Genomic DNA, 22,944 nt, shown 5'->3' on the forward strand with positions numbered 1-22,944 from the left:
AAATGCCTGAAGATGACCGCGGAAGCACCCGAAAGGCCTCGCCTGCCGCCGCACCTGACGAAAGTGCGGCTGCATACGGCTGAGGCAAGCGAATATCTCCTGGCGGCCCATGGCGTCACAGTCGCACCCTCGACGCTCGCGAAGCTGCGATCAGTCGGAGGCGGCCCGCAGTTCGATAAATTCCTCTCATCCGTGCTCTATCGTCCCGCAGCCCTGGACGCGTGGGTCGCGCAGAAAATGACCGCTTCGTCTCAATCAGGGGAGCCAGAGGAGGCAGCGTAGAGGCGTGGCGCACATGCGCCACTCCCTCATTGCTGTGCAACTGCTCGACGAGTCCGCGCGTTTCTGATTTGATGTATTGAATGCAGTCCTGTGAAGATAACTCAAGAAACGTCTGGTAAATCGTAGCAATGTGATCTTGCCATCCGTGGCACAATTCATTTGACCAAACTGAGAACCGTCGCCACGTTTCAGTCATTCGCGACGGAAATCCATGCTGCATCTACTCGCTAATCTTGCGCGTAAGGCGCTCGGCAATGTGCCGCTTTCCAGCCCTGCGGCTCTCGAAATCTTCGGCGCGCCGGCGACTTCCAGCAATCTCCCGATCGACGCGACGGCTGTTCTGAAGGTTCCGGCTTTCAATGCCGGCGTTCGGCTGATCAGTGAGGCCATCGGCTCCCTCGATTGGGGCCTCTACCGCGAGGCGCCCGCCGGCCGCGAGATGGTGAAGGCCGGAGACCATCCCGTCGCTGCGCTGCTCGAACAGCCCAACGGCTGGACCGGCGAGACGGAATTCAAGCGCCAGATCGTCGCGGACTATCTGATCTGGGGGAATGGCGTGAGCATCGTCGCGCGCGTGAACGGCGCGCCGCGTGAGCTCTATCGCGCCGACCCGCGCGTCTCCAACATCGTCCAAGACATGACGTCCGGCGAGCCCGCCTATTCCATCGCGATGACGGAAGGCGGTGCACAGGATTACGGCTGGCGCGACGTCATCCACCTCCGCAACACCTCCCTTGACGGAATCCGAGGCCTCGGCCTGGTCAGCCTCGGCCAAGAGGCGGTCGCCCTTTCACTGTTGCTTGAAGCCTACGCCTCCGGCCTCTTCGCGCGCGGCGCGCGCCCCGGCGGAGTCCTGGAAATGCCGGGCAAGATCGGCACCGAGATGCTGGCTCGCCTGAGGAAAAGCTTTTCACAGTCGTATGCCGGAAGCGAAAATGCCGGCCGCACGATCATCTTGGAGCAAGGCGCCAAGTTCGTCGCGCAACAGCTTTCCAGCGTGGACGCGCAGTTTATCGAGCTGCGAAAGTTTCAAATTCAGGAAGCCGCCCGCCTTCTGAACATCGCCCCGACATTGCTCGGCGACCTCGAAAACGCCACGCTCAACAATTCCGCCGAGCTACGGCAGCAGTTTCTGGACATGACGCTGTTGCCGATCATCGAACTGTTCGAGGATGCGCTCGAACTTGCGCTTCTGAGCGAGGAAGACCGGGCGGGCGGCTACTGCATCGAATTCGACACCTCGAACTTCGTCAGGAACGACATTGAAAAGCGCTTCGCCGCGCTGAAGACCGGCATCGAATGCGGCGTTCTGACGCTCAACGAAGCCCGCGACCGTGAGGGCCTGCCGCCCGTCGACGGCGGCGACATGCCCATGCGCAGCGTCCAGGTCGCCCCGCTCAACTCGACCGGCGCGGCCCCGGCGCCCGCGCCGATGCAGGAACCGCTCCCGTGACAGAGACGAAACATCTCGACCTCGACCTCGAGCTCAAATTTGCGACAGGTCAAGAGACGGGCGCTTTCGAGGGGCTCGCCGCCGGATACGGCAACGTCGACCGCGGCGGCGACATCCTCGCGCCGGGCGCCTTCGCCGAGAGTCTGGCCCAGCATAAAGCGGCAGGCACCATGCCGGCGCTCCTTTGGCAGCACGATGCAACCCAGCCGATCGGGGTTGTCGACTCCCTCGCCGAGACGCCCATGGGCCTCCGCATCAAAGGCCGCCTGGCGCTCGACACGATCAAAGGCGCCGAGGCCAGGTCGCTTGCGCAGATGGGAGCATTGCAAGGCCTCTCAATCGGCTATCGCGCGATCAAGGCAACACGCGACGCCCGAGGCGTCCGCACCATTACAGCCGCGTATCTCGGCGAAATCAGCTTCGTGACCGTGCCCATGAACGAACGGGCGAAAATCACGAATGTAAAGGCCGCTGGCGCGGCGAAGGAGCACACAATGGACGACGAGAACAACGGCGCCGCGGCCGGCAACGCGGACATCGAAAAGAAGCTCGCCGAGCTGGAGAGCAAGACGGCCAAAATCGATGACCTCGAAAATGAGCTGAAGGCGGCGAACAAGCGCGCCGACGCCCTCGAACTGAAAATGCAGCGCCCGGGCGCGCAGCAAGTCAAGGACACGCGTGAGGATCTGGAAAAGAAGGCATTCACCGCGTTCCTGCGCAAGGGCAGGGAAGCCCTCGGCGCCGACGAAGTGAAGTCGCTCCAGGTCGCGAATGACACGCTCGGCGGCTATCTCGCGCCCGCCGATTTCTCGGCGGAAGTCGACAAGAACCTTGTGCAGTTCTCTCCCGTTCGCGCTGCGGCCCGCGTCGGCGCGACGGCGAGCGGCTCGGTCATCATCCCGCGGCGGACCGGCGCCCCAACGGCTTCGTGGGTTGGCGAGACGGACACACGCAGCGCAACGGCGTCGGCTTATGGCCAGGTCGAAATCCCGATCGATGAGCTCGCCTGCTATGTCGACGTCAGCAACCGGCTGCTTGAAGACGCGGCCGTCAATATTGCGGCTGAGGTGGCTTTCGACCTCGCCGAGGAATTCGGCCGTGCAGAGGGGGCCGCGTTCGTTTCCGGCACGGGCGTGAAGCAGCCGCTGGGCTTCATGTCCGACACGAACGTGCTCTCGACGAATTCTGGAGCTGCGAGTTCGATCACGGCAGACGGCATGATCGACCTCTTCTATGCGCTCAATCCGGCCTATCGGATGCGCGGTGTGTGGATGGCCAACGGAACCACTCTCGCAGCCCTGCGGAAGCTGAAGGACGGCGACGGGCAATATCTTTGGCAGCCGGGCCTTCAGGCCGGCCAGCCCGACATGTTCCTCGGCCGCCCCCTGATCGAAGCCGTCGACATGCCGAGCATCAGCGCCGGGACCTATCCAGTCTGCTTCGGCGACTTCGCGAGCGCCTATCGCATTTACGACCGCGTGAACATCAGCCTGTTGCGTGACCCCTACAGCGTCGCGACGTCCGGCCTCACCCGCTTCCACGCGCGCCGTCGCGTCGGCGGCGGCGTGGTGCGCGCCGAGGCCATCCGCAAGCTGAAGATCAGCGCCTAATCAATTGCGCCGGGCAAGGCGCCCGGCGCTCCCCTTTCTCTCGCGATAAGGACTGGCCACGATGGCAAGCCGCGACCTCCACAACAGCATTGACGTCAAGCGCGGGCTCTCGCCCGTCGCGGCCGTCACCAATCTCAACACGCCCTTCGTTTCCCAGATCGTCGACACGGCCGGTTTTGAGTCGTGCGAATTCATTATCCTGATCGGAAACAACACCGACGCGGACGCGACGTTTGCTGTTCTCTTCGAAGATGGCGACGCGGCGAACTTGTCTGATAACGCTGCGGTAGACGACGCCTTCCTCCTCGGGACCGAAGCGATCGCGAGTTTCACCGCCGCGAACGATGACAACAAGGTCCGCAAGATCGGCTACGTCGGGCCAAAGCGTTATTGCCGCGTGACGATCACGCCGAGCGGCAACAATGCGGGTGACGCGTTCGTTGCCGGCGTTTGGCTGCTTGGCCATCCGCATTCCAAGCCCACGGCCAATCCGCCTACCTAGTCAAGTTTCGTCGCGAGACGAGCGGCGCGCGACCGCGGATGGATCGGCGCGCGCCGCACCTAGCTGGCGCACAGGCGACGGAGAAGCGGCTATCCGAATAACGACAAGCGTGATGCGGGCGCCAGAAGCTTTGCAACCGTTCAATCACGTAGAGCCGCAGTAGAGCCGAGACGCAGCAAGATGCCGCTCTCGGCTCGCATCCCATTCAAAGGCGTCGTGATGCCCTATGCCCCAGCCCGCCATTGCCCGCATGGACATCCCGCCTTCACCGGCCCGCGCTGCCCGCAATGCGCGCGTCGCACGCGCGCTGAAGCGGATGCGCTCCGGCCCAACGCAGCGGCTCGAGGCTACGGCCCGAAGTGGCGCGCCGCCCGCGCCGCGTTCCTGCGCGATCATCCCATCTGCGTTGAGTGCGGCGCGCAAGCAACCGTGGTCGACCACCACATCGCCCACAAGGGCAATCAGGAGCTGTTCTGGAGGCGATCGAACTGGCAGCCGCTCTGCAAGCCCTGCCATGACCGCAAGACGGCGAAGCACGATGGCGCCTTCGGCCGCAGACCCCGGGGGGTGGGTCATCCATAGGGCAGGGGGCGCGTGACCGGTTGGGGGGTCTCGCGCGCAATCTTCTCATATTCGATTTTCCTCAAATTTCGCAAAAGGACCGAGCCAGTGAGGGGTAAAAAGCCGGCGCTGAAACTGATTGAGGGAGGCAAGGTCCGCGGAAAATGCCCGGCGGCGCCCTCGTGGTTGTCGGACAATGCGAAGGCCGAATGGAAGCGGGCGGCCCCCCAGCTCCACTCCCGGGGGCTCCTGCATCCGGACGTGATCGGGACGCTGGAGTCCTACTGCGCGGCGATGGGCGCGGTCCGCGACCTCGAGGAGACCATGCAGAAAGACGGGCGGATCGTGAACACCCCTGCCGGCCCAAAGCCGCACCCGGCCTTCCGGATGCAGGTTGCGTCGCTGCGCGAGGCGCGACTCCTCGCCTGCGAGCTGGGTCTCACGCCCTATCGCCGGACCGGCGCGGATGGGGGAAGCAAGGGGAGCGCGGCCGATGGCTGGGACGACGATCTTCTCGCCTGATCCGGCGCTCTATCCGGACCCTGAGGGCCGGGCGGAGCGCATATGCCGCTTCGTCCGCCGCCTGAAGTTGTGGGAAGGTCGCTTCGCCGGCGAGCCGTTTCGCCTGGCTCCCTTCCAGGAGGCGATCATCCGCCGCATCTACGGGCCGAGCGCGCCTGATGGCGGGCGCCTGGTCCGGACGGCGGCAATATGGATGCCTCGCGGCAACGCAAAAACGACGCTGGCCAGTACGACGGCGCTGGCGCATTTCATGGGGCCCGAGGCCGAGGCCGGCGGCCAGGTGATCCAGGCGGCGGCCGATCGGGAGAACGCGGGCATTGCGTTCAAGCACTGCTTCGAAATGGTGAAGCAGGACCCGGCCCTCCTGTCGCGCGTCTCGCCCCTCGAGAGCCGCAAGGAAATGAGGCACCCCAAGACGTCCAGCATCCTGAAGGCGATTTCATCGGAAGCCTATTCTAAGCACGGCCTCAATGTTTCGTTCTTCCTCGCCGATGAGGTGCATGCCTGGGCTCCGGCGGAGGCCCGGAAGCTGTTTAAGACCGTTACCGACTCAATGGTGAAGCGGGAGCATCCGCTGACCGTGATCATCTCGACGGCCGGCGAGGGGACCGGTGGTCTCGCCTTCGATCTCTGGGAATACAGCCGCAAGGTCGCCAGCGGAGAGGTCGACGACCCGTCATTTGCGCCGATCATCTTCGCCGCGCCGGAGAATGCGGACTGGCGAGACGAGGCGGCGTGGATGGATGCAAACCCGGCGATTGATGCCGGGTTTTGCAGCCTCGAGGAACTGAGGATCAAGGCGCGGCGGATCGAACACTTCCCTTCAGAGATTGCCGATTTCAGGCGCTTCCACCTCAACCAGTGGCAGGTAGGCGCGGCCCAGCCATGGATTGCCCTCGAGATTTATGAGACGGCCGAGAACCGCGCGAGCGATGAGGACCTGATCGGGCAGCCGTGCTGGATTGGGGTCGACCTTTCCAGCGTCGAAGATTTGACGGCGGTTGTCGCCGTCTTCCCGACTGATGACGGCGGCGAGCGCGGCTATGACGTGGCGCCGATGTTTTTCCTGCCCGAGGCCGGACTCGCCCGCAAGGCGGAGCGAGACCGGGCCGATTATTTGAAGTGGGCGAAGGCGGGCTTCCTGCGGCTCACGCCCGGGAACGTGGTCGACCATTCCGCCATCGTCGAATGGATCGTCGACTTCGCCATCAGCCATTCTGTCCAGGAAGTCGCCATCGATCGCTGGAATTCGACCGCTGTAAGCGTCCGGCTGGGCGAAGACGGCTTTACCGTCTCGCAGTTCGGGCAGGGCTTCGCCAGCATGGCGGCGCCGGTGAAGGAACTGAAGCGGGCCATCCTCTGCGGCAGCTTCCGACATGGCGGCAATCCGATCATGCGGAGCTGCTTCGCGAACGTGGTCGCGGAGCGCGACGCCGCCGAGAACGAGAAGTTTACGAAGGAACGCGCCAGAGGCCGCATAGACGGCGCGGTTGCGGCCGCAATGGCGGTCGGCCGCATCCTTGCGATGGACGCGGGCCCGAGCGTCTATGAGACAGACGAGCGGCCCGAGGGTTTCCTGTGGATTTGAGTAGCTCTCTTATTGTTCTTCGGAATCTGACAAAAACTGGGCTAGTCTCGATATCTCATGAATCCTGCTCACCACACCGATATCCAATACTTGGTTAATGATCGATTCCCAACTAGCTCTGGACCGCTCGATCTCGCACAATGATGCAGCGACTTTGGTCAGCCGGATCGCGCGATCTTTAATGAAGTCCTCGAAACGATCAGTGAAGAGAACTTCCGAACTTACAGAGGACTCGAGAATTGCCGTTACATCCCCGGGCATTTTTGTTCGATAAGCTGAAGGAGCCGTGCCACCTAACTCACGATTATCGGCCCGCGAAAGGAAACACATGTTGGCAAGAACGCTATCATTCCATCTATTTTGTTTGCTCTCTTTCAGAAAGGCTCTCGGCATCATGTGATGATACTCAGTCCGATTAGCCGCCTTGAGAGTCTCTGCGAGGTTGACGGCAGCACCCGAAATGAAGGAGCGCGGGCTGCAACCAGCCAACATCAATATAAACGTCTTTGTATTTACGTTATTAAGCCCAAACGCGTTCTCCACGAAGAAATCGGGAGAAATTGTCACTTGGAATTCGCCGAGGGTGCTATCTCTGTCGCGTCTAAGCGCCATCATCTGTTCGATGTCGGCATTTAGATTGCGAAGCACGGCAGAACTATAGCGCCTCGAAAAACATGCCCTCCAAAACCAGCGGTTAATCTTGGAGCGTTGTGCATCAGTGATAGGCGCTTCTTTGTTGCCTGGGACAGCAAAAAACACAGACAGCGGGACCAGCAGAGTAGGGAAGGGCAGATTGTTGAGTGTTTCGACGCAGAAATTAGACCTCAAGTAGTCGACGGAATATTTTACACCGTTGACCACCTCTTCAAAGGAGCTGCGGACATCCGCTCCATTCATGGACATCAAAGCTTGAGGCGAAGCATCCTGTTTAAGGATCGCAGAGCAACACCGCAGTAGCAAGTTGCTGTCTGCGCCGACCTCTTCAAAACCAAACGGTCCGAGATCATCGGAGAGCTCGAGAAACTGATCTTGTAGCTGAAATTCTTCACTCCAAGTCCATGCTGAAAGGAGTTGCAGGGTGTCAAGCTCAACGCCCTGGCGGTTGACCCGCTCAAATATAATTGCAACCGTTGCTTTATCCTCGGTGTTTGAAGTCTGAACTGGAATCTTCGCCTCTTTGAAGATTTCCTGCATTTTGTCAATTTTCTCGATCTTACCGACGTCAAGTGCCTCCGTCGCCTTGCGATAGGCAACTGTTTCGAAAAGCACGGATAAAGGAAAATATCGCTGCTGATCTGCGTTTTCGGGAGCAAGCGCGACAAATTGACTGTCTTGCGCTGTAGGCTCAGCTTCCATATCGAAAAAAATGGGTAGCCAAGGCGTGTCCTTCGGAATTTCCATTCCGCTCTGAAACACGCAGAAAATCGAGGTCAAGCGTTGCTGTCCGTCGAGCACGTAGTCGACAGGATAATCGACGACCGGCGAGGGAAGTTCAAAGGGCCCGAGCTTACGATCGAATTTCAAAACCTCCCTGGTCCGCCAAAACAGGAGAGAACCAAATGGATATTTCTTATGGATACTGTCCATCAGATAAGCGACTCGATCTGGTTCCCAGACGAAGCCACGCTGGAAGGCGGGAATACGAATTTGGCCGCGGGATACCTGTTCGAGGATCTCTCGTATGCTCAGATCGCTCATTGTTTCCCTCTCTCAACGACGCGGAGAGTTTTAGCTGAAGTCGTCCGTGTACCAACTGCCCCAGTCGGGACATTTCGGGGGATATATGGTGAGTAAATGCCAACGCGGCAGTCTAGCGCATGCCGCAAGTGTCTGAAAAGAGGATTGAACTCTGCCGGGCTCTTAATAAACCTCTTAAAAAAAGTAAGATAGACTGCCAAAATGGCGCGAATTGTAGCATTGGAGCGGGACGCGCTCCGTGCTAGCAAATGGGTTGCAGGCTTCGTCATAGACTCTACCTAACAAGCCAGCGGCAATTCGAGTCTAGCTTGTCCTTAAGAGGACGAAAAGTCGGACTGGTTTCGGCCAGCAAGCTAGGATTCAGCGCGCAAAACAAATCGACACCTTGAACTGTCTCTACGTAGCGGAGCTTATTTTGTCTAAAAACGGCCTTTACTTCTGATTTTCCATCACAACCCTCGCAGCCATCCTTTACAATCATCGAGGTGTTTATCGAGCAGTCTGGATTTAGAAACGGTAGAATCCAGTTTTCGATTGTCCGGTCTGGCACAAACAGGTTGAATTGCTCGCGAGCTATCTCATGCTTCTCAATCAACTCAGTGGTAAGTTCTATGATTGATGAAGAATCATGTGATCTTTTCTCTCGATCGAAAATTATATTGATTGGATAGTGGCGGTTATTCAACAATTCTATTTGAGCAGCTATATGCTTTGCCATCGTGCTTAACTCAACGTGATCGCCATTTACACCTATGCGGCGGACAGTAACGCCAGGGCACAGGCGCTGGATAATCTTTTGCTCCATGTGGCCTTCAACGATGAACGCTGTCGTCATGACTCAACCGCATCCGTCAGATAAAAATAGCCGAGCCCAAATCCAGTCTTATTTATCATCTCTTCGAGCTTCTCCGCATTAGATGGTCTTGAACACTTGGTTCCTTCCGTGGTCATATTTGTGACAATTACTTCCTTTGGATTAAGAACATTTAACAGTGTCTGGCTATGTGTCGTCATTAAGACGAACCTTTCACCGTTAGGATCTTCTTCAGTTATGGCGCGCGCAATTCTAACAACCTCTTCCTGCAGTCTGGGATGGATGAAGTTCTCGGGCTCTTCAATGCAAAAGGCCGATTTGCTCGTCACGATAGCCGCCATTAAGGAAAACCATTTCGCGGTACCGTCTGAAATGAGGGAGATGGGGAAGTCTACCTCGTCTCCGTTTAACTGAAATTTCACCGTTACTCGGTTCTTATTTTCGATAAAGTCTGATGTTGCGTCCAATTCGACAATATTGTCGTTGACTAGCTTGCAAAATGCTTCGATCTGCTCGAGCGAGTTTTGATCAAAACTGACCACATCTTCCAACAAGAAGATGTTAGGGGAGGCGTCTCGCAGTTTCTTCCTCGATAGCTTTTTGAGGTAGAGAAGCGTTGACGCGAGACCACCGCCGTCGAACTCTATGCCCGGTTTTCGGGCTATATCTTCGGGCGCCCTTACTTTCGTAGGATTGATATTATAGGCTTTGCCCGACCGAAGGTCGGCTAATGGTGTTCGGAATATAGGAATGGGTCCGTAGAAAAAAGATAAAACCAAGTGTTCAATAACTAATGGGTCATTCTCGACAATATTCTTGATATAAGAGCGAGTTTCATCTGGCATATAGGACTTCTCTGCGGCGTCATTTGTCAATCGGATTTTAGCGCGCTGAGAGTTCGTCTCAAGGTCAAAAGATATTGAAATAGAAAGATCAGGAAGCTTTGATGCTTTTTCTTTTGTCCAGGCATCTATCGTTTGGGATAAAAAGAAAACGCTATTTTCAGTTAAAATGATCTCTGCTTCCAGCCTATATTTTACTGTTCCAATATCAACCCCACCTTTTCGCAAGCGGGGCGCTATTAATCTTCCTTCTCCCTTGACCTCGAACCAGATTCGGTTGGAATACGAAGAAGCGCATCCGCGCCTAAAGATCTCGCCCGCACCTCCTGCGCGGCCCACAGCTTCCGAGACACTAAAAGTGGAAAGGTCGGACAAGAACTCGAGGAATTTCAGCACATTGGTTTTTCCAGCCCCGTTGGGCCCGACTAATACGTTCAATCCTGGATTAATTTCCAAATGGAAATCAGCGAGTGACTTAAATCCCCGCACCCTAAGCTCTCTTAACAATTTGACCTCCCTTAATCGATCTAGGATATTTCGGAGCGGCTCGATTTTCAATCTGGGCGGCCCCAGGCACCAACGTCTAGAGACGATTCAAGAGCGCCTACTTAACGCTCGTCGTATATACGGCGGACGATGTTCGCCACACTCTGCGCTTTCCACTCACGCCCAGTGACGGTCGGAATGCCACGCTGATTTAGAGCGGCGGCGATGGCGCGCACTGTCTTAACGCCGCTGGCCTGGATCTCGCCGATCACCGGCTTGATCTGCTTCGCGAAGGCGTCGGCCTCCCGCTGGCGGCGCGCGTTAATCGGCGCGACAATCTCCTTTAGCACCGGATTGCCCAGCTCAACGCCGCGCCGCTTCGCCGCGGCGAGAGCGGCTTTGGTCCTCTCAGAAATCATGCGACGCTCTTTCTCGGCGACGGCTGCGAACAGATGCAGCATAAAGGGGTCCGCATCAACGCCGAGCTCGGCGACGATGAACGGCACCCGCTGCGCCATCAGGCCGGCGATGAAGGCGACGTCGCGGCTGAGCCTGTCTATTTTCGCGACGACGAGGGAGCGGCGGCGACGGCGCGCATCAGTTAGCGCTGCGGCGAGCTGAGGGCGCCGCTCTAGCGCATCGCTGCCATTGCCGTAGGTTGGATGGCGGGCCGCGCGCTGCGCAATGTCGTTTGTTTTAATCAGGATTAAACTCGGGTACCAGTGCGGTTTCACTCGTAGGCCATGCCAAGGCGCTGACCATCAACGCCGGCGAGATAGCCGAGCACGGAGGAAGACTGTTCGAGCAAGCGCCAGAATGCGGCGCTTGAGCAGCGGATCCCAATTCTGCGCGAATTTGGCAGTCTCTCAGGATGACGCCGGAGAACTTGCATCAAAGGGCTGCCCGGAAAAAACGTCCGAAGCCCGGGAACACTGGGGTACCAAAGCCAGGCCTTGATGTGCAAATCTTCTGGCTAAGCGACCGAAGCGACGAAACGAAAGAAAGTGAGCGCAAGCACTTCGCCGATAAGGAAGCAGAGCGCCGGCCGGTTTATCAGCGCTAAGATACCCCCGGCGCCTCGCCGCGCAAGCGGCGGGGCGTTCCGTACGTGAGCGGGGACCGAATCGGTAGGCCGGTTGGCCTAGCTCCGTCTACCGGCGCCAAGTCTGCTTCATTTCCTCGTCAAACCAATCCTCGGCGTCTTCTCGGGAACCTCTCACGGATCGAAAGCTCAGGTATCGTGAATATCCTCTCGCGCCCAGCCAAGTCTCAAATGCCGAAAAGCTCGCGTGGTCGACCCCGACATTCACGCCAGTTTCGGTTGCCCATGTGTGGCTTAGCTGGCGGATAGCTGATTCGCATTCAGCTTTATTCGTCATGAGTGCCTCTCTGAAGGGAGCCATCAAAGCGCGTCATGGCGACTTTCCGTTATGGCAGGCGCTATGTCTCGATGGAAAATCCGACACAAGTATTTGATTTTATTATAGGTATGGCGGAGACGGTGGGATTCGAACCCACGATAGGGTTTCCCCTATAACGATTTAGCAAACCGTCGCCTTCAGCCTCTCGGCCACGTCTCCACGCCGCGCCTGGCGCGGTCCGCGACATATGCCAAAGCGCCCCTGTCTTGGCAAGCCGGCGGCGGCGGGGGGCGGAAAATATTGCCCCGCCCACACACCTCGGCCAGGGGGTCTTGCAGCCATTCGCCCTGCCCAGAATGTGTGGGCTTGGCGGGGGGCGGCTACTCTATCTTGTGGATGGGCCGCTCAAATGCGCCGTCGCTCTTGCGGGGGGCCGGCAAAGCGACCAATCTCCCCGCCAACGGGATCGCCGCGCGCAGGTGGACGGAGAATCAGTTGGCGCAGGAACTTGCTTTCGATCTGGACGGCGAAGAGCGCGCGGAGGGCGAAGCCTTCCTCGTCGACGTCGACGGATTCGAGGGTCCGCTCGACCTGCTGCTGGAGCTTGCCCGCCGCCAGAAGGTCGACCTCGCGCGAATCTCGATTCTGGCGCTCGCCGAGCAATATCTCGCTTTCATCGAGGAGGCGCGCAGGGTTCGGCTGGAGCTTGCCGCCGACTATCTGGTCATGGCCGCCTGGCTTGCCTTTCTGAAATCGCGCCTTCTGCTGCCCGAGCAGCCCAGGAACAGCGACGAGCCCTCGGCGGCGGACCTCGCCGCCGCGCTGGCCGAGCGCCTGCGCCGCCTTGAGCTGATCCGTCTGGCCGCGGACCGGCTCACCCAGCGCGCCCAGCTCGGCCGCGACATGTTCCTGCGCGGCGGCGGAGAGGGGCTGGAGACCATCTCTCAGGCGAACTGGCAGGCGAGCCTGTTCGATCTCCTCTCGGCCTATGCGCGCCAGCGCGCCAGGACGGCGGTGGCGCGCGTCGTGCTCAAGCAGCGCGCCGTCTGGTCTCTGGCGGAGGCGCGCGAGGCGTTGGAGCGCCTTGCCGGGGTCGCCGGCGAATGGACCGTGCTGGACGATTTTCTGCTGCAATATTGCGTTGATCTGCAAACCGCGCGCACCGTGCGCGCCTCGTCCTTCTCGGCCTCGCTGGAAATGGTCCGGGAGGGGCGCCTCGACATTCGGCAGGACCGGCCCTTCGCGCCGCTGTGGCTGCGCCGCCGGTCGGCTCCGTCCGGCCAGCTCCCGCTGGAAGGCCCGTTTTGATCACTGGAGGACGCGCATTGGCGCAGCCCGCTGAAAAAGTAGAACTTTTTGACGTCAACAGCGACGAGGCGCTGGCCCGTCACGAGGTTGCGCTGCGTGAGGCAGAGCGGATAGTCGAGGCGATGCTCTTCGCCGCGTCCGAGCCGCTCGACGAAACGGACATGACCCGGCGGATCGACGAGGCCGTGTCGCTCGACCACGTGCTCGAGCGCCTGCGCGCCCATTACGCGAATCGCGGCGTCAACCTCACCCGCGTCGGCAAGAAATGGTTCTTCCGCACGGCGGCGGATCTGAACTGGATTCTCGCGCGCGAGCAGGTGGAGGAGAAGAAGCTCTCCCGCGCCGCACTGGAGACGCTGGCGATCATCGCCTATCACCAGCCTGCGACGCGCGCGGAGATCGAGGAAATTCGCGGCGTCGCCATTTCCAAGGGCACGCTGGACACGCTGCTGGAGACGGGCTGGATTCGCCTGCGCGGCCGCCGCAAGGCGCCGGGCCGGCCGATCACCTATGGCACGACCGACGCCTTTCTGATGCATTTCGGGCTGGAGCAGATCAGCGACTTGCCGGGTCTCGACGAATTGAAGGGGGCGGGCCTGTTCGACGGCCGGCTGCCCAAGGGCTTCGGGGTGCCGCAGCCGTCCGACGACCATGCGCTGCGCGAGGACGAGGAGCCGCTGGAGGAGGATGCGCCGCAGTTGCTGGAGATGGATTTTCCCGAGGAGCCGGAGCAGGCCGAGCCGCCGGAGGCGATCGACGGCGACGAGGGCTGAGGCCAACCGCCAGAACCTGCCAATTCGCTGGCCAGTCGCCTTGTTTTTGTGGCGCGGGCCGCATAGGTTCCCGACAGTTCGGGCGTGGCGCCCGGCCCGTTACTCAACCGGAGGTTTCCGCCATGGGCGGTCTGTCGATCTGGCACTGGATCATCGTCGGCGGCGTGGTGTTCGTCCTGTTCGGCGGCAAGTTCAAGATCTCCGATGTGATGGGCGACGTCGCCAAGGGCATCAAGGCCTTCAAGAAGGGCATGGCCGAGGATGACGACGCCGCGAAGGTGGACGACGCCGTTCCGCCGCGCGCCCTCGAGGCGGACAAGGCGGATCGCAAGCAGGTTTGAGCAGGCGAGGGGATCGCCCCCAAACCCTCTCACGCTTCACGGGAGAGGGGGCAGAGCGCGGCCTTCATCCACATTGCCGATCATGAGCCTCCCCTCTCCCGCGGAGCGGGGGAGGGACAGGGAGGGGGCCTTCCAGCCACAAAACCCCTCGTTATCTTTCCTCGGACCCACCCATGTTCGATCTCGACGCCGGCAAGCTCATCGTCATCGGCATTGTCGCGCTGGTCGCGATCCCGTCGAAGGACCTTCCGCGCGTGTTGCGCACCGTCGGGCAGATGACCGGCCGCATGCGCCGCATGGCCGCCGATTTCCAGGGCCAGCTCATGGAGGCCCTGCGCGAGGCGGAGGTCGCCGATCTCAAGAAAGAGTTCGACGAGACGAACCGGAAGATCATGGACAGCGTCAAGCTTGAGGGGGCGTTCGATCCGCTCGGCGAGGCGCGCAAGCAGATGACGCAGGCGATCGAGGGCGACATTCCATCGAACCCGCTCGCGCCGCATGAAGAGATGGAAAGCAACGCGCCGCAGGATGAGGAGCCGCCCGCTCCCGCCCCGAAAGAAGAGGGCGCGCGGGACAGGATTTAGCAGGCTGACGCGGCTTGCCCCTCACCCTAGCCCTCTCCCCGCGCACGGGGGAGGGGGCAGGGTCGCGACCCTTGGCCGCAGTCTGCTCTGCTCCCCGCTTGCGGGGAGAGGCCAGGTGAGGGGCAAGCGGCAATTGTGAACAAATCGGAAGAGGCATGACCGAGGCTGACGAAGCGGACATCGAAGCCAGCAAGGCGCCGCTGATCGAACATCTGATGGAGCTGCGCGAGCGCCTGATCAAGGCGTTGCTCGCCTTCCTTGCGATGTTCGTCCTCTCCTTCTTCTTCGCCAAGGACATCTACAACATCCTCGTGATCCCCTATACGCATGCGGCGGGACCCGAGGCGAAGCTGATCTACACGGCGCCGCAGGAATATTTCTTCACGCAGATCAAGGTAGCGCTGTTCGCGGCGGCGTTTCTGTCCTGCCCCGTGGTGTTCTCGCAGGTCTACGCCTTCGTCGCGCCCGGCCTCTATCGCCACGAGCGCGCGGCCTTCCGGCCCTATCTGTTCGCGACCCCCGTCTTCTTCGCGCTCGGCGCGTTGGTCGTCTATTTCCTGGTCATGCCCAATCTGCTGCGCTTCTTCATCGGGATGCAGCAGGCCAATGAGCCGGGCAAGGCGCAGATCGAACTTCTCCCGCGAGTCTCGGAATATCTGTCGCTGATCATGACGCTGGTGCTCGCCTTCGGCGTCGTGTTCCAGATGCCGGTGGTTCTCACTTTGCTCGGACAGGTCGGCATTGTCTCTTCCCAGTTCCTCGCCGAGAAGCGCCGCTACGCCATCGTCATCGTCTTCATTGTCGCCGCCATTCTGACGCCGCCGGACGTCTTTTCCCAGCTTGCGCTGGCCCTGCCGGGCATGCTGCTCTACGAGGCGTCGATCTATTCGGTGCGCCTGGTCGAGAAAAAGCGCGCGGCCGCCGAAGCAGCGGGGCAGGAGTAAAGCGACAAGGCGCCGGCTTGACCCCTTTTCGCGCCTGCGAGACAAAGACGCCGAACCGCCCGCCGCCTTCGGCGCAAGCGGGGCGCAGCGCGTTTGCGTTCCAGCCCGTTCCATCAAACGCCCGGTAGTCCGACATGTACGACATTAAATGGATACGCGACAACGCCGACCTTTTCGACAATGGCCGCCGGCGCCGGGGGCTCGAGCCGCTGTCGGCGCAGCTTCTGGCGCTCGATGACGCGCGCCGCGCGGCGATCGGCGAATTGCAGAAGGCGCAGGAGCGCCGCAACGCCGCCTCGAAGGAGATTGGCGCGGCCATGAAGGCCGGCGACGCCGCGAAGGCCGAGGCGCTGAAGGCCGAGGTCGCCGAGATCAAGGAAAACTGGCCGTCTCTGGAGGAAGCCGAACGCTACGCCATCGCCGAGCTCGACAATGCGCTGGCGAGCATCCCCAACACGCCACTCGACAGCGTTCCCGACGGCGCGGATGAGAACGAGAATATCGAGGTCTTGCGCTGGGGCGAACCGCGCGCCTTCGACTTCACGCCGAAGGAGCATTTCGAAATCGGCGAGGGTCTCGGGCTCATGGATTTCGAGGTCGCGGCGAAACTGTCCGGCGCTCGGTTCGTCGTCAACAAGGGGCCGCTCGCCCGGCTCGAGCGCGCGCTGGCGCAATTCATGCTCGATCTGCATACGAGCGATCACGGCTATGTGGAGGTCAATCCGCCGCTGCTGGTGCGCGACGACGCCATGTTCGGCACGGCGCAGTTGCCGAAGTTTCGCGAGGATCAGTTCTCCGTGACCGCCGGGCGACAGGCGACGCCGCCCGATCCGACGGCGGAGCCTTTCGTCCCGACCGCCGATTTCTGGCTCATCCCAACGGCCGAAGTGCCGCTGACCAATCTCGTGCGCGAGTCGATCCTCGACGAAGCGCAATTGCCCCTGCGCATGACCGCCGGCACCTATTGTTTCCGCGCCGAGGCGGGCGCCGCCGGCAGGGACACGCGCGGCATGATCCGTCAGCACCAGTTCTACAAGGTCGAACTGGTCTCGATCACCACGCCCGAGCAGTCGCTCGAAGAGCACGAGCGCATGACCGGATGCGCCGAAAAGGTGTTGCAGGCGCTGGATCTGCCCTATCGCAAGGTCGTGCTCTGCACCGGCGACATGGGCTTCGCCTCGCAGAAGACCTACGATCTGGAGGTCTGGCTGCCGGGGCAGGGCAAATATCGCGAGATTTCCTCCTGCTCGGTTTGCGGCGACTTCCAGGCGCGGCGCATGAACGCGCGCTCGCGCGGGCCGGACGGCAAGCCGCGCTTCGTCCATACGCTCAACGGCTCGGGCGTCGCGGTCGGCCGCGCCATGGTCGCCGTGCTGGAGAATTATCAGGAAGCCGACGGCTCGGTCACCGTGCCCATGGCGCTGCGGCCCTATATGGGCGGGCTGACGCATATCAGGCGGTAGCGCTGGCGCGACCAAAGCGCGTCCGGCTATGTTCGTAACGCCGGAGCCCCACCCGTCGCGCTGCGCGCGCCACCCTCCCCGCAAAGGGGGAGGGATGAGAGCGGCGAGAGCGTCGCCGATAAACCGGCTGCATGAAGCGGCCCGGAACAAGAAGCAAAAAGGGAGCTAGCCCCGTGAAACTTCGCCTTGTCTGCCTGTTCGCCCTCATCGCGACGCCCGCGCTCGCGGTCGATCCCACCGGCATTCCGCAATGCGACGCGTTACTGAAAAAATATGAGGCCTGTTCGTCGCTGCTGTCGCCCAAGCAGGTGCACGCGGCGCAGAAGGAGTTGCTCGACGGCGCCATGGGCATGCGCGCCGCCTCCAGCGATCCGAAGCTCCGCCCCGAACTCGAGCGCTACTGCTCGGATACGTTCGAGCGGATGAAGAAGGAAAGCGACATCAAGGAGTGCATGGCGAAGCCGTGACGCTTTGAGATCGGCTTGCCCCTCACCCCGACCCTCTCCCCGCGAGCGGGGAGAGGGGGCTGGATGAAGGCCCGGCTCTGCTCCCTCTCCCGCAAGGGTTGGGGAGGGGGCGCTACAGCCCCGCGCGCGCCTCGGAGCCCGAGAAAGCGGCGCCTGCCGCGCAGCCTTCGAGCCAGCCGCGCGAGCGCATCTCGGTGAGCCGGGACGCCGCCCGCTGGAACTCTCGCGCCTCGGCGCCTTCGGCCGCGTCGTAGAGATAGTCCGGCTCCGCCGCCGCCGAGACGGCGAGCAGCGTATGCGCCTCGTAGAGAACGTCGATGAGCGTGATGAGGCGGCGCGCTTCGTTGCGCTGCTCGGATGCGAGGATGGGGACGTCATCCAGCATCACCACATCGAAACGCTGCGCCAGCGCCATGTAATCGGACGCGGAATGCGGACGCCCGCACAACTCCGCGAAACTCAGCCGCGCCACGCGGCCGGCGACCTGCGGAATGAACAGCGTCCGCCGCTTGAGTTCGATCGTCGCCGGGGCTCCATGCCTCGCGCCGGTCAGAGCGACAAAGAGCGCGTCCATCGAGGCATGGGCGCGTTCGTCGGCCGGCGTGAAATAGAGCTCGCCCGCGCAGTCGCGGCGCGCGCGATAATCAATCGGCGCGGCGAGCCGCTGCACGTCCATCCGCTGCTGCAACAGCGCGATGAAGGGCAGGAACAGGTCGCGATTGCGCCCGCCGTCATAGAGCCGCGACGGCTCGACGTTGGAGGTGGCGACGACCACGACGCCCTCCGCGAAGAGCGTCGTGAAGAGTCGCGCGAGAATGGACGCGTCGGCGATGTCCGTCACCGCGAATTCATCGAAACACAGGAGCCGCGTTTCGGCGGCGATCTCCTGCGCCACGCGCGTCACCGGATCGGCGACTCCGGTCGCGGCGCTGGCGCGCAGCCGGTGCAGGCGCTCGTGCACATCCATCATGAAGCCATGAAAATGCGCGCGGCGCTTCCGTTCGACAGGCGCCAGCTCGAAGAACAGATTCATCAACATCGTCTTCCCGCGGCCGACCGGGCCCCAGAGATAGAGGCCGCGCGGCGCCTCCTCCTTGCGGAAGGCGCGAATGAGGCGCGCAAGACCAGTCGCGGGAGCGGCGCTTTTGCCGAGCGTGTCGAGGAGCGACTGAAGCTTCTTCAGCGCCTCGCGCTGCGACTGGTCGGGGTGGAGATGGAATTTGACGACGAGCGCGTCATATCGGTCGATGAGGCCACGGCTCATGTCACGCGCGCCGCATCTGGCCGTTGGCGGCCTCGAAAGCGCCGGGCCGCAATTCGCAATAGAGAATGCGGGCGGGATCGACCGGCCCCGGCATGGTGATTTTTCCACGCGGGACGCGCTGGAAGCCAACGCGCGAATAATAATCGTAATCGCCGACGAGCAGCGCCAAACCGTGGCCCGCCGCGCGGGCGGCGTCGAGCGAATGGGTCATCAGCTTTTCGCCGACCCCCTGCGAGCGGAAGGCCGGCTCGACGGTGAGCGGCCCGAGCAGCAGGGCCGGCGCGTCGCCCACGAGAATGCCGGTCATGCGATTGGCGCCGACAAGCAGCGTGCCGACGCGCGCGACGAAGGAGAGCGACAGGTCTGGCGGGACGCCTTCGCGCAGCCGGAAGGCCGTGCGGGCGTAGCGACCGGGGCCGAAGGCGCGCTCGTCGAGTTTCTCGATCTGCGCCTCGTCGGCGGGGGTCATGGGGAAGAATTTGATGACAAGGTCGATCATGGGCCGGACGCAGCCCATATCACGCGGCGCGCGCGGGGCAAAACCTTCGCCATTGCCCTCGCGCCAGCCATCGTGCCAAGCTCCCGCCGATGAGCCGGATCCAGATCGAACGGGCAGGGGCCGCCGACGCGGCGCGGATCGCCGGAATTCATGTGGCCGCGTGGCGGGAGACCTATGCCGGGATGATGCCGGCGGCGACGCTCGCCGGGCTCGATGTCCCGGAATGGACGGAGCGCTGGCAAGCGAAGCTGTCCGACCCGGACCCGGCCGCCGCAACCTTCTTGGCGTTCGACGAGTCGGGCGCGGCCGCGGGATTCGGCGCCTGCCGCCGCCAAGCGAGCGAGAAACTGGCGCCGCTGGGCTTTTCGGGGGAGATTGCCTCGATCTATCTGCTGCGCCGGATACAGCGGCGCGGGGCGGGGCGGCGGCTGTTGCGCGCCATGGCGGCGCATCTTCTCGAACAGGGATGCGACAGCGCCAGCGTCTGGGTGTTTCGCGACGCGCCGCACGCGCGCCGATTCTACGAAGCCCTTGGCGCCGCGCCAACGGGCGTCGCGGGCGTCTGGGAGATTTACGGCATGATTTTGCCGGATCTGGCCTATGGCTGGAGCGACCTGACGGCGCTGGTCAGTGCAGACTGTTCAGGAGCTGGCGCACGAATGGCGCCCGCTTGAACGCCGCGAGGTCGATTCTCAACGGCTCGCCCTCCTTCGCCGTGCCGCCGAGCCCCGCGCGCGCCTCGCTCAGAACGCCGGCGCGATAGTCCTCCAGCGTCAGCGCGCCGGCGTGGCGGCGGTCCCAGCGCTTGAAGATGCGCGCCTTGGCGCGGTAGTAGGCCTCGGAGCGGTCCCAGTCGGCGGCGATGTCCGCGAGACCGAAGCTGAATTGCAGCCACGCCTGCGGCGTGATCCGGCCGGTCTTCTTCATGTCCATTTCGGCGAAGGACTTGTCGATGAAGCGATTGGCTTCGGGCGCGGTGATATAGCCGTCCTTGTCCTCGTCGAACATCTGGAAGATGGCGTCGATCATGTGAATGGCGTCGCTCTGCGCCCGCGCCGGCGCCGCGCCGGCCGCCAGCATGACCAGAAGAGCGGCGGGAAAAAGCTTCATCAAACGAGTCCTGCACCGAGAGCTTTGCTCACCAATAAGGGGAGATGGGCTCGCCGTCCAAATATTCGAGCAGCCGGGCGCGCGTCGCGGGCGTGATGTCCGGCGGCAGGGCGTCGAGCGGGTAGAACCCCGCCTCCGCGATTTCGCTGTTGGGCGCCGGCAATTGGTCGCAGCGGAAATGGCGCACGACATAAAGCGCGACATGGTCGCGCGGCGAGGCGCGGCGGTTGAGATAGACGCCATGGAGCGCGGGCGCGCCCAGAAGATGGACGTTGCCCTCCTCCTGAAGCTCGCGGGCGAGAGCCTGAAGCATGGTCTCGCCGCTCTCGACGCCGCCGCCCGGCAGGTAAAATCCCGGCACATAGGTGTGCCGCACCAGCAGGACCCGTTCCGCGGGGTCGAGGACGAGCCCGCGCACGCCGAGCGTCATGGGCCGCTGGAACAGGGCGGCGAAGGTGATCATCCGCGAGACCATCCGTCCCCGAAGCGAAGGCCGCGGGGTCGCATTCTGAAGCGTCGTCGTCACCGGGGGCTCCTGCGCCATGTTGGCCACTATGGCAAATGGCGCGCGGAGGCTCTAGGACTATCGGCGTTGTTTCCCCCGCTCAAAGGCGCCGCGCGCCGCAAAGGTCGACAGTGAGCCTCCTCCTCGCCCATCTCTCGGACGCCCATATCGGACCCATTCCACGCCCCAATCTCCACGAGCTGCTCGGGAAGCGCGTCACCGGCTATGTGAACTGGCTCTACAAGCGTGCGGGCCAGCACGATATGGGCGTGTTGGCGCGCCTGGCCGCCGACATGCGGGCGCAGCGGCCCGATCACATTCTGATGACCGGCGACATTGTGAACATCGGCCTTCCGGCCGAGATCGCGCTGGCGAGGGAATGGCTCGCGACCCTCGGCGCGCCGGAGGCGGTGAGTTTCACCCCGGGAAATCACGACGCCTATGTCGCCGCCGCCACGACGCTCGTCCATGAGACATTCGAGCCCTGGACAAGCGGCGAAGCGCCGACCGCCGGTTTTCCCTTCCTGCGCCGGCGCGGCGGCGTGGCGCTGATCGGCCTCGACTCAGGGATTCCCACCGCGCCTTTCGTCGCCTCGGGACGGCTCGGCGAGACCCAGCTCGCCGCGCTGGGAGCGCTTCTGGACCAGATGCGTGCGGAAGGGCTGGCGCGGGTCGTCTTCCTGCACCATCCGCCGCATGTCGGCGGCGCGCGGATGTTGCGCGGGCTCGACGACGCGCCCGCCTTCGAGGCGGTGATCGCGCGCCACGGCGCGGAGCTGATCGTTCACGGCCACAATCACAAGCCGAGCGTCGCCCATATCGCGACTCCGCAGGGACGGGCGCCGGTAGTGGGCGTCGCCTCGGCCTCGGCCAAGCCGGGCGGGCATTATCCGGCGGCCGCGTATAATCTTTACGCGATCGAGCGGGCGGGCGAGTCCCTGAACATCACGCTGCGCCGCCGCGAATTGAATGAGGCGGGCGAGGTCGTGGAGACCGCCGCCGAGCAGCTTGTCTGAAGAAGCGCTCGCTTGGCCTGTTGAGAGCGCGCCGGCCACCGCTGCTGGCGCCTCAGGTGATCTCAGCCTGAACCATAGGTCCGATAGGCCCACATGGCGAGGACCGCCAGCAGGCTGAAGAACGCCGCCGAGCCGAGGAATTCGACGAAGAACAGGAACGCCTCGAACGCCTTTCCGCTGACGGCGGACGGCGTTTTCGCCGGGACAGCCTCGCCCACGACCTTCGCCGCCCCGCCGCTGGCGTAGTCGATGGCGAGCGCCTTGTCGCGCTCGATCAGCCGATGGGCGATGTAGTGGGTCGCGGCGTCGACAATCTCGTCGATATCGGCGCTTTCCCGCAGGGTGATGCGGCCGTGTCGCGTATCCTGCAGGAAGCGATAGGACCGCCGGTCCCGGTCCATCTCGACGAAGCCGATGCAGTCGATGAAGAGCCGCGGCCGTTCGCCTGTCGTGACGGCGAGATCGAACAGGTCGCAGTCCTCGGGCGCCTGCGCGAGCACCGGAGCGATGGCGTCGGCCAGAAGTTCGAGCCGCACGACCTCGGCGGCGCGCAGGTCGGCGAGGGCGGCGGAATGCTCGGCGTTTTCGAGGCGCGCTCGTCGCAGGGCCGTGGCCAGCGTCGCCATGCGCTGCTCCGCCGACGGCCTGGCGGAGTCGGGGCCAGCGCGCCCCGCGCAAGTTTCGGCTGCGAGGACGGTCGCCAGGCGATCAGACGCGGCCTGCCGTCTCAGCCGGGAGGGGCGAGAGCTCTCGCTCTGTGTGGGCAAAGGCTCTTCCATGTCACTCACTCGCTTCGCCCTCGACGGCGCCGCAGTTAACGCTTTGGTTACTATAACGGTACAGTCGCCGGAAGAAAGCTCGGCAAGCGCCCGGCGTGAGAAGGGGTCGACTTTTCCCCCGCCCAACGGCTAGGGAATCGGCTACGCTGCCGGCGATTCCGGCTCTTAACCA

25 protein-coding genes and 1 tRNA gene are annotated in these 22,944 nt (G+C 62.5%); 16 read left to right on the top strand and 10 right to left on the bottom strand.

Annotated features, from left to right (window positions below):
- Window positions 1–12: 12 nt before the first annotated feature.
- The 7 genes from ACR652_RS03335 to ACR652_RS03365 all read left to right on the top strand — a co-directional run bounded on the left by ACR652_RS03335 (window position 13) and on the right by ACR652_RS03365 (window position 6,518).
- A complete protein-coding gene (locus ACR652_RS03335; RefSeq protein ID WP_434505102.1) occupies window positions 13–282 on the top strand; it encodes a hypothetical protein in 270 nt (89 codons plus the stop codon).
- A gap of 211 nt (window positions 283–493) precedes the next feature.
- Window positions 494–1,735 (top strand): phage portal protein, encoded by a 1,242-nt coding sequence (locus ACR652_RS03340; protein ID WP_434505103.1) that lies wholly within the window; start codon window positions 494–496, stop codon window positions 1,733–1,735.
- Window positions 1,732–3,345, top strand: coding sequence for a phage major capsid protein (locus tag ACR652_RS03345; protein WP_434505104.1), 1,614 nt, complete (start codon window positions 1,732–1,734; stop codon window positions 3,343–3,345). The genes ACR652_RS03340 and ACR652_RS03345 overlap by 4 nt, the downstream gene beginning before the upstream one ends.
- A gap of 61 nt (window positions 3,346–3,406) precedes the next feature.
- On the top strand, window positions 3,407–3,847 hold the full coding sequence (locus tag ACR652_RS03350; RefSeq protein ID WP_434505105.1) for a hypothetical protein: 441 nt from the start codon (window positions 3,407–3,409) through the stop codon (window positions 3,845–3,847).
- Window positions 3,848–4,066: 219 nt separating this feature from the next.
- Window positions 4,067–4,429: an HNH endonuclease gene (locus ACR652_RS03355; RefSeq protein ID WP_434505106.1), complete on the top strand. Its 363-nt coding sequence runs from the start codon at window positions 4,067–4,069 to the stop codon at window positions 4,427–4,429.
- A gap of 165 nt (window positions 4,430–4,594) precedes the next feature.
- Window positions 4,595–4,930, top strand: coding sequence for a P27 family phage terminase small subunit (locus tag ACR652_RS03360; RefSeq protein WP_434505107.1), 336 nt, complete (start codon window positions 4,595–4,597; stop codon window positions 4,928–4,930).
- Entirely contained in the window at window positions 4,902–6,518 is a 1,617-nt protein-coding gene (locus tag ACR652_RS03365) for a terminase large subunit (RefSeq protein ID WP_434505108.1), read from the top strand. Before ACR652_RS03360 ends, ACR652_RS03365 begins: the two co-directional genes overlap by 29 nt.
- Before the next feature lie 9 nt (window positions 6,519–6,527).
- Here ACR652_RS03365 and ACR652_RS03370 read toward each other — a convergent pair whose 3' ends face one another.
- From ACR652_RS03370 to ACR652_RS03390, 5 genes are all read right to left on the bottom strand, one after another.
- Complete coding sequence (locus ACR652_RS03370; RefSeq protein ID WP_434505109.1) at window positions 6,528–8,216, bottom strand: GmrSD restriction endonuclease domain-containing protein; 1,689 nt, start codon at window positions 8,214–8,216, stop codon at window positions 6,528–6,530.
- A 274-nt stretch (window positions 8,217–8,490) separates the two neighbouring features.
- Window positions 8,491–9,051 (bottom strand): hypothetical protein, encoded by a 561-nt coding sequence (locus ACR652_RS03375; protein ID WP_434505110.1) that lies wholly within the window; start codon window positions 9,049–9,051, stop codon window positions 8,491–8,493.
- Window positions 9,048–10,430: an AAA family ATPase gene (locus tag ACR652_RS03380; RefSeq protein WP_434505111.1), complete on the bottom strand. Its 1,383-nt coding sequence runs from the start codon at window positions 10,428–10,430 to the stop codon at window positions 9,048–9,050. The genes ACR652_RS03375 and ACR652_RS03380 overlap by 4 nt, the downstream gene beginning before the upstream one ends.
- 50 nt (window positions 10,431–10,480) lie before the next feature.
- Entirely contained in the window at window positions 10,481–11,092 is a 612-nt protein-coding gene (locus tag ACR652_RS03385; RefSeq protein ID WP_434505112.1) for a recombinase family protein, read from the bottom strand.
- Window positions 11,093–11,848: 756 nt separating this feature from the next.
- A tRNA-Ser gene (locus ACR652_RS03390) sits at window positions 11,849–11,938 on the bottom strand.
- Between the two features lie 276 nt (window positions 11,939–12,214).
- Here ACR652_RS03390 and ACR652_RS03395 point away from each other — a divergent pair.
- From ACR652_RS03395 to ACR652_RS03425, 7 genes are all read left to right on the top strand, one after another.
- On the top strand, window positions 12,215–13,027 hold the full coding sequence (locus ACR652_RS03395; RefSeq protein WP_434505113.1) for a segregation and condensation protein A: 813 nt from the start codon (window positions 12,215–12,217) through the stop codon (window positions 13,025–13,027).
- A 17-nt stretch (window positions 13,028–13,044) separates the two neighbouring features.
- A complete protein-coding gene (gene scpB, locus ACR652_RS03400) occupies window positions 13,045–13,800 on the top strand; it encodes an SMC-Scp complex subunit ScpB (RefSeq protein ID WP_434505114.1) in 756 nt (251 codons plus the stop codon).
- Window positions 13,801–13,922: 122 nt separating this feature from the next.
- The gene (locus ACR652_RS03405) at window positions 13,923–14,141 is read left to right on the top strand and encodes a twin-arginine translocase TatA/TatE family subunit (RefSeq protein WP_434505115.1); all 219 of its coding nucleotides are present in this window, start codon (window positions 13,923–13,925) and stop codon (window positions 14,139–14,141) included.
- Window positions 14,142–14,314: 173 nt separating this feature from the next.
- A complete protein-coding gene (locus tag ACR652_RS03410) occupies window positions 14,315–14,725 on the top strand; it encodes a preprotein translocase subunit TatA (protein WP_434505116.1) in 411 nt (136 codons plus the stop codon).
- A gap of 155 nt (window positions 14,726–14,880) precedes the next feature.
- Window positions 14,881–15,669 carry a twin-arginine translocase subunit TatC gene (tatC, locus tag ACR652_RS03415; protein WP_434505117.1) on the top strand — a complete coding sequence of 263 codons (789 nt, stop codon included), beginning with the start codon at window positions 14,881–14,883 and terminating at the stop codon, window positions 15,667–15,669.
- A 134-nt stretch (window positions 15,670–15,803) separates the two neighbouring features.
- Window positions 15,804–17,132, top strand: coding sequence for a serine--tRNA ligase (gene serS, locus ACR652_RS03420; protein ID WP_434505118.1), 1,329 nt, complete (start codon window positions 15,804–15,806; stop codon window positions 17,130–17,132).
- A gap of 173 nt (window positions 17,133–17,305) precedes the next feature.
- Complete coding sequence (locus ACR652_RS03425) at window positions 17,306–17,599, top strand: hypothetical protein (protein ID WP_434505119.1); 294 nt, start codon at window positions 17,306–17,308, stop codon at window positions 17,597–17,599.
- A 112-nt stretch (window positions 17,600–17,711) separates the two neighbouring features.
- Here ACR652_RS03425 and zapE read toward each other — a convergent pair whose 3' ends face one another.
- Together zapE and ACR652_RS03435 are read right to left on the bottom strand one after the other, a co-directional pair.
- Window positions 17,712–18,863, bottom strand: a complete 1,152-nt coding sequence (gene zapE, locus ACR652_RS03430) for a cell division protein ZapE (RefSeq protein WP_434505120.1) — start codon at window positions 18,861–18,863, stop codon at window positions 17,712–17,714.
- Window position 18,864: 1 nt separating this feature from the next.
- Window positions 18,865–19,362, bottom strand: coding sequence for a GNAT family N-acetyltransferase (locus ACR652_RS03435; RefSeq protein WP_434505121.1), 498 nt, complete (start codon window positions 19,360–19,362; stop codon window positions 18,865–18,867).
- Window positions 19,363–19,451: 89 nt separating this feature from the next.
- Here ACR652_RS03435 and ACR652_RS03440 point away from each other — a divergent pair, with 89 nt between their 5' ends.
- Window positions 19,452–20,036, top strand: a complete 585-nt coding sequence (locus ACR652_RS03440) for a GNAT family N-acetyltransferase (protein WP_434505122.1) — start codon at window positions 19,452–19,454, stop codon at window positions 20,034–20,036.
- On the opposite strand, the gene ACR652_RS03445 is transcribed toward ACR652_RS03440, so the two are convergent.
- Together ACR652_RS03445 and ACR652_RS03450 are read right to left on the bottom strand one after the other, a co-directional pair.
- Window positions 19,990–20,472 carry a hypothetical protein gene (locus ACR652_RS03445; protein ID WP_434505123.1) on the bottom strand — a complete coding sequence of 161 codons (483 nt, stop codon included), beginning with the start codon at window positions 20,470–20,472 and terminating at the stop codon, window positions 19,990–19,992. The genes ACR652_RS03440 and ACR652_RS03445 overlap by 47 nt on opposite strands.
- 28 nt (window positions 20,473–20,500) lie before the next feature.
- On the bottom strand, window positions 20,501–20,947 hold the full coding sequence (locus tag ACR652_RS03450) for an NUDIX domain-containing protein (protein ID WP_434505166.1): 447 nt from the start codon (window positions 20,945–20,947) through the stop codon (window positions 20,501–20,503).
- Window positions 20,948–21,108: 161 nt separating this feature from the next.
- Here ACR652_RS03450 and ACR652_RS03455 point away from each other — a divergent pair, with 161 nt between their 5' ends.
- Window positions 21,109–21,993: a metallophosphoesterase family protein gene (locus ACR652_RS03455; protein ID WP_434505124.1), complete on the top strand. Its 885-nt coding sequence runs from the start codon at window positions 21,109–21,111 to the stop codon at window positions 21,991–21,993.
- A 62-nt stretch (window positions 21,994–22,055) separates the two neighbouring features.
- On the opposite strand, the gene ACR652_RS03460 is transcribed toward ACR652_RS03455, so the two are convergent.
- Window positions 22,056–22,619: a hypothetical protein gene (locus ACR652_RS03460; RefSeq protein WP_434505125.1), complete on the bottom strand. Its 564-nt coding sequence runs from the start codon at window positions 22,617–22,619 to the stop codon at window positions 22,056–22,058.
- Window positions 22,620–22,944: the final 325 nt, after the last annotated feature.

It is taken from the genome of Methylocystis sp. (genome assembly GCF_051061225.1).
Lineage (GTDB): Bacteria > Pseudomonadota > Alphaproteobacteria > Rhizobiales > Beijerinckiaceae > Methylocystis.

Bases quoted from the DNA above. Each gene is read 5' to 3' on its own strand.
- zapE (WP_434505120.1), bottom strand. From the start codon at position 18,863: ATGAGCCGTGGCCTCATCGACCGATATGACGCGCTCGTCGTCAAATTC.
- ACR652_RS03445 (WP_434505123.1), bottom strand. From the start codon at position 20,472: ATGAAGCTTTTTCCCGCCGCTCTTCTGGTCATGCTGGCGGCCGGCGCG.
- ACR652_RS03460 (WP_434505125.1), bottom strand. From the start codon at position 22,619: ATGGCGACGCTGGCCACGGCCCTGCGACGAGCGCGCCTCGAAAACGCC.
- ACR652_RS03440 (WP_434505122.1), top strand. From the start codon at position 19,452: ATGAGCCGGATCCAGATCGAACGGGCAGGGGCCGCCGACGCGGCGCGG.
- serS (WP_434505118.1), top strand. From the start codon at position 15,804: ATGTACGACATTAAATGGATACGCGACAACGCCGACCTTTTCGACAAT.
- ACR652_RS03355 (WP_434505106.1), top strand. From the start codon at position 4,067: ATGCCCTATGCCCCAGCCCGCCATTGCCCGCATGGACATCCCGCCTTC.
- ACR652_RS03435 (WP_434505121.1), bottom strand. From the start codon at position 19,362: ATGATCGACCTTGTCATCAAATTCTTCCCCATGACCCCCGCCGACGAG.
- tatC (WP_434505117.1), top strand. From the start codon at position 14,881: ATGACCGAGGCTGACGAAGCGGACATCGAAGCCAGCAAGGCGCCGCTG.
- ACR652_RS03375 (WP_434505110.1), bottom strand. From the start codon at position 9,051: ATGACGACAGCGTTCATCGTTGAAGGCCACATGGAGCAAAAGATTATC.
- ACR652_RS03405 (WP_434505115.1), top strand. From the start codon at position 13,923: ATGGGCGGTCTGTCGATCTGGCACTGGATCATCGTCGGCGGCGTGGTG.
- ACR652_RS03450 (WP_434505166.1), bottom strand. From the start codon at position 20,947: ATGGTCTCGCGGATGATCACCTTCGCCGCCCTGTTCCAGCGGCCCATG.
- ACR652_RS03335 (WP_434505102.1), top strand. From the start codon at position 13: ATGACCGCGGAAGCACCCGAAAGGCCTCGCCTGCCGCCGCACCTGACG.
- ACR652_RS03410 (WP_434505116.1), top strand. From the start codon at position 14,315: ATGTTCGATCTCGACGCCGGCAAGCTCATCGTCATCGGCATTGTCGCG.
- ACR652_RS03370 (WP_434505109.1), bottom strand. From the start codon at position 8,216: ATGAGCGATCTGAGCATACGAGAGATCCTCGAACAGGTATCCCGCGGC.
- ACR652_RS03350 (WP_434505105.1), top strand. From the start codon at position 3,407: ATGGCAAGCCGCGACCTCCACAACAGCATTGACGTCAAGCGCGGGCTC.
- ACR652_RS03340 (WP_434505103.1), top strand. From the start codon at position 494: ATGCTGCATCTACTCGCTAATCTTGCGCGTAAGGCGCTCGGCAATGTG.
- ACR652_RS03365 (WP_434505108.1), top strand. From the start codon at position 4,902: ATGGCTGGGACGACGATCTTCTCGCCTGATCCGGCGCTCTATCCGGAC.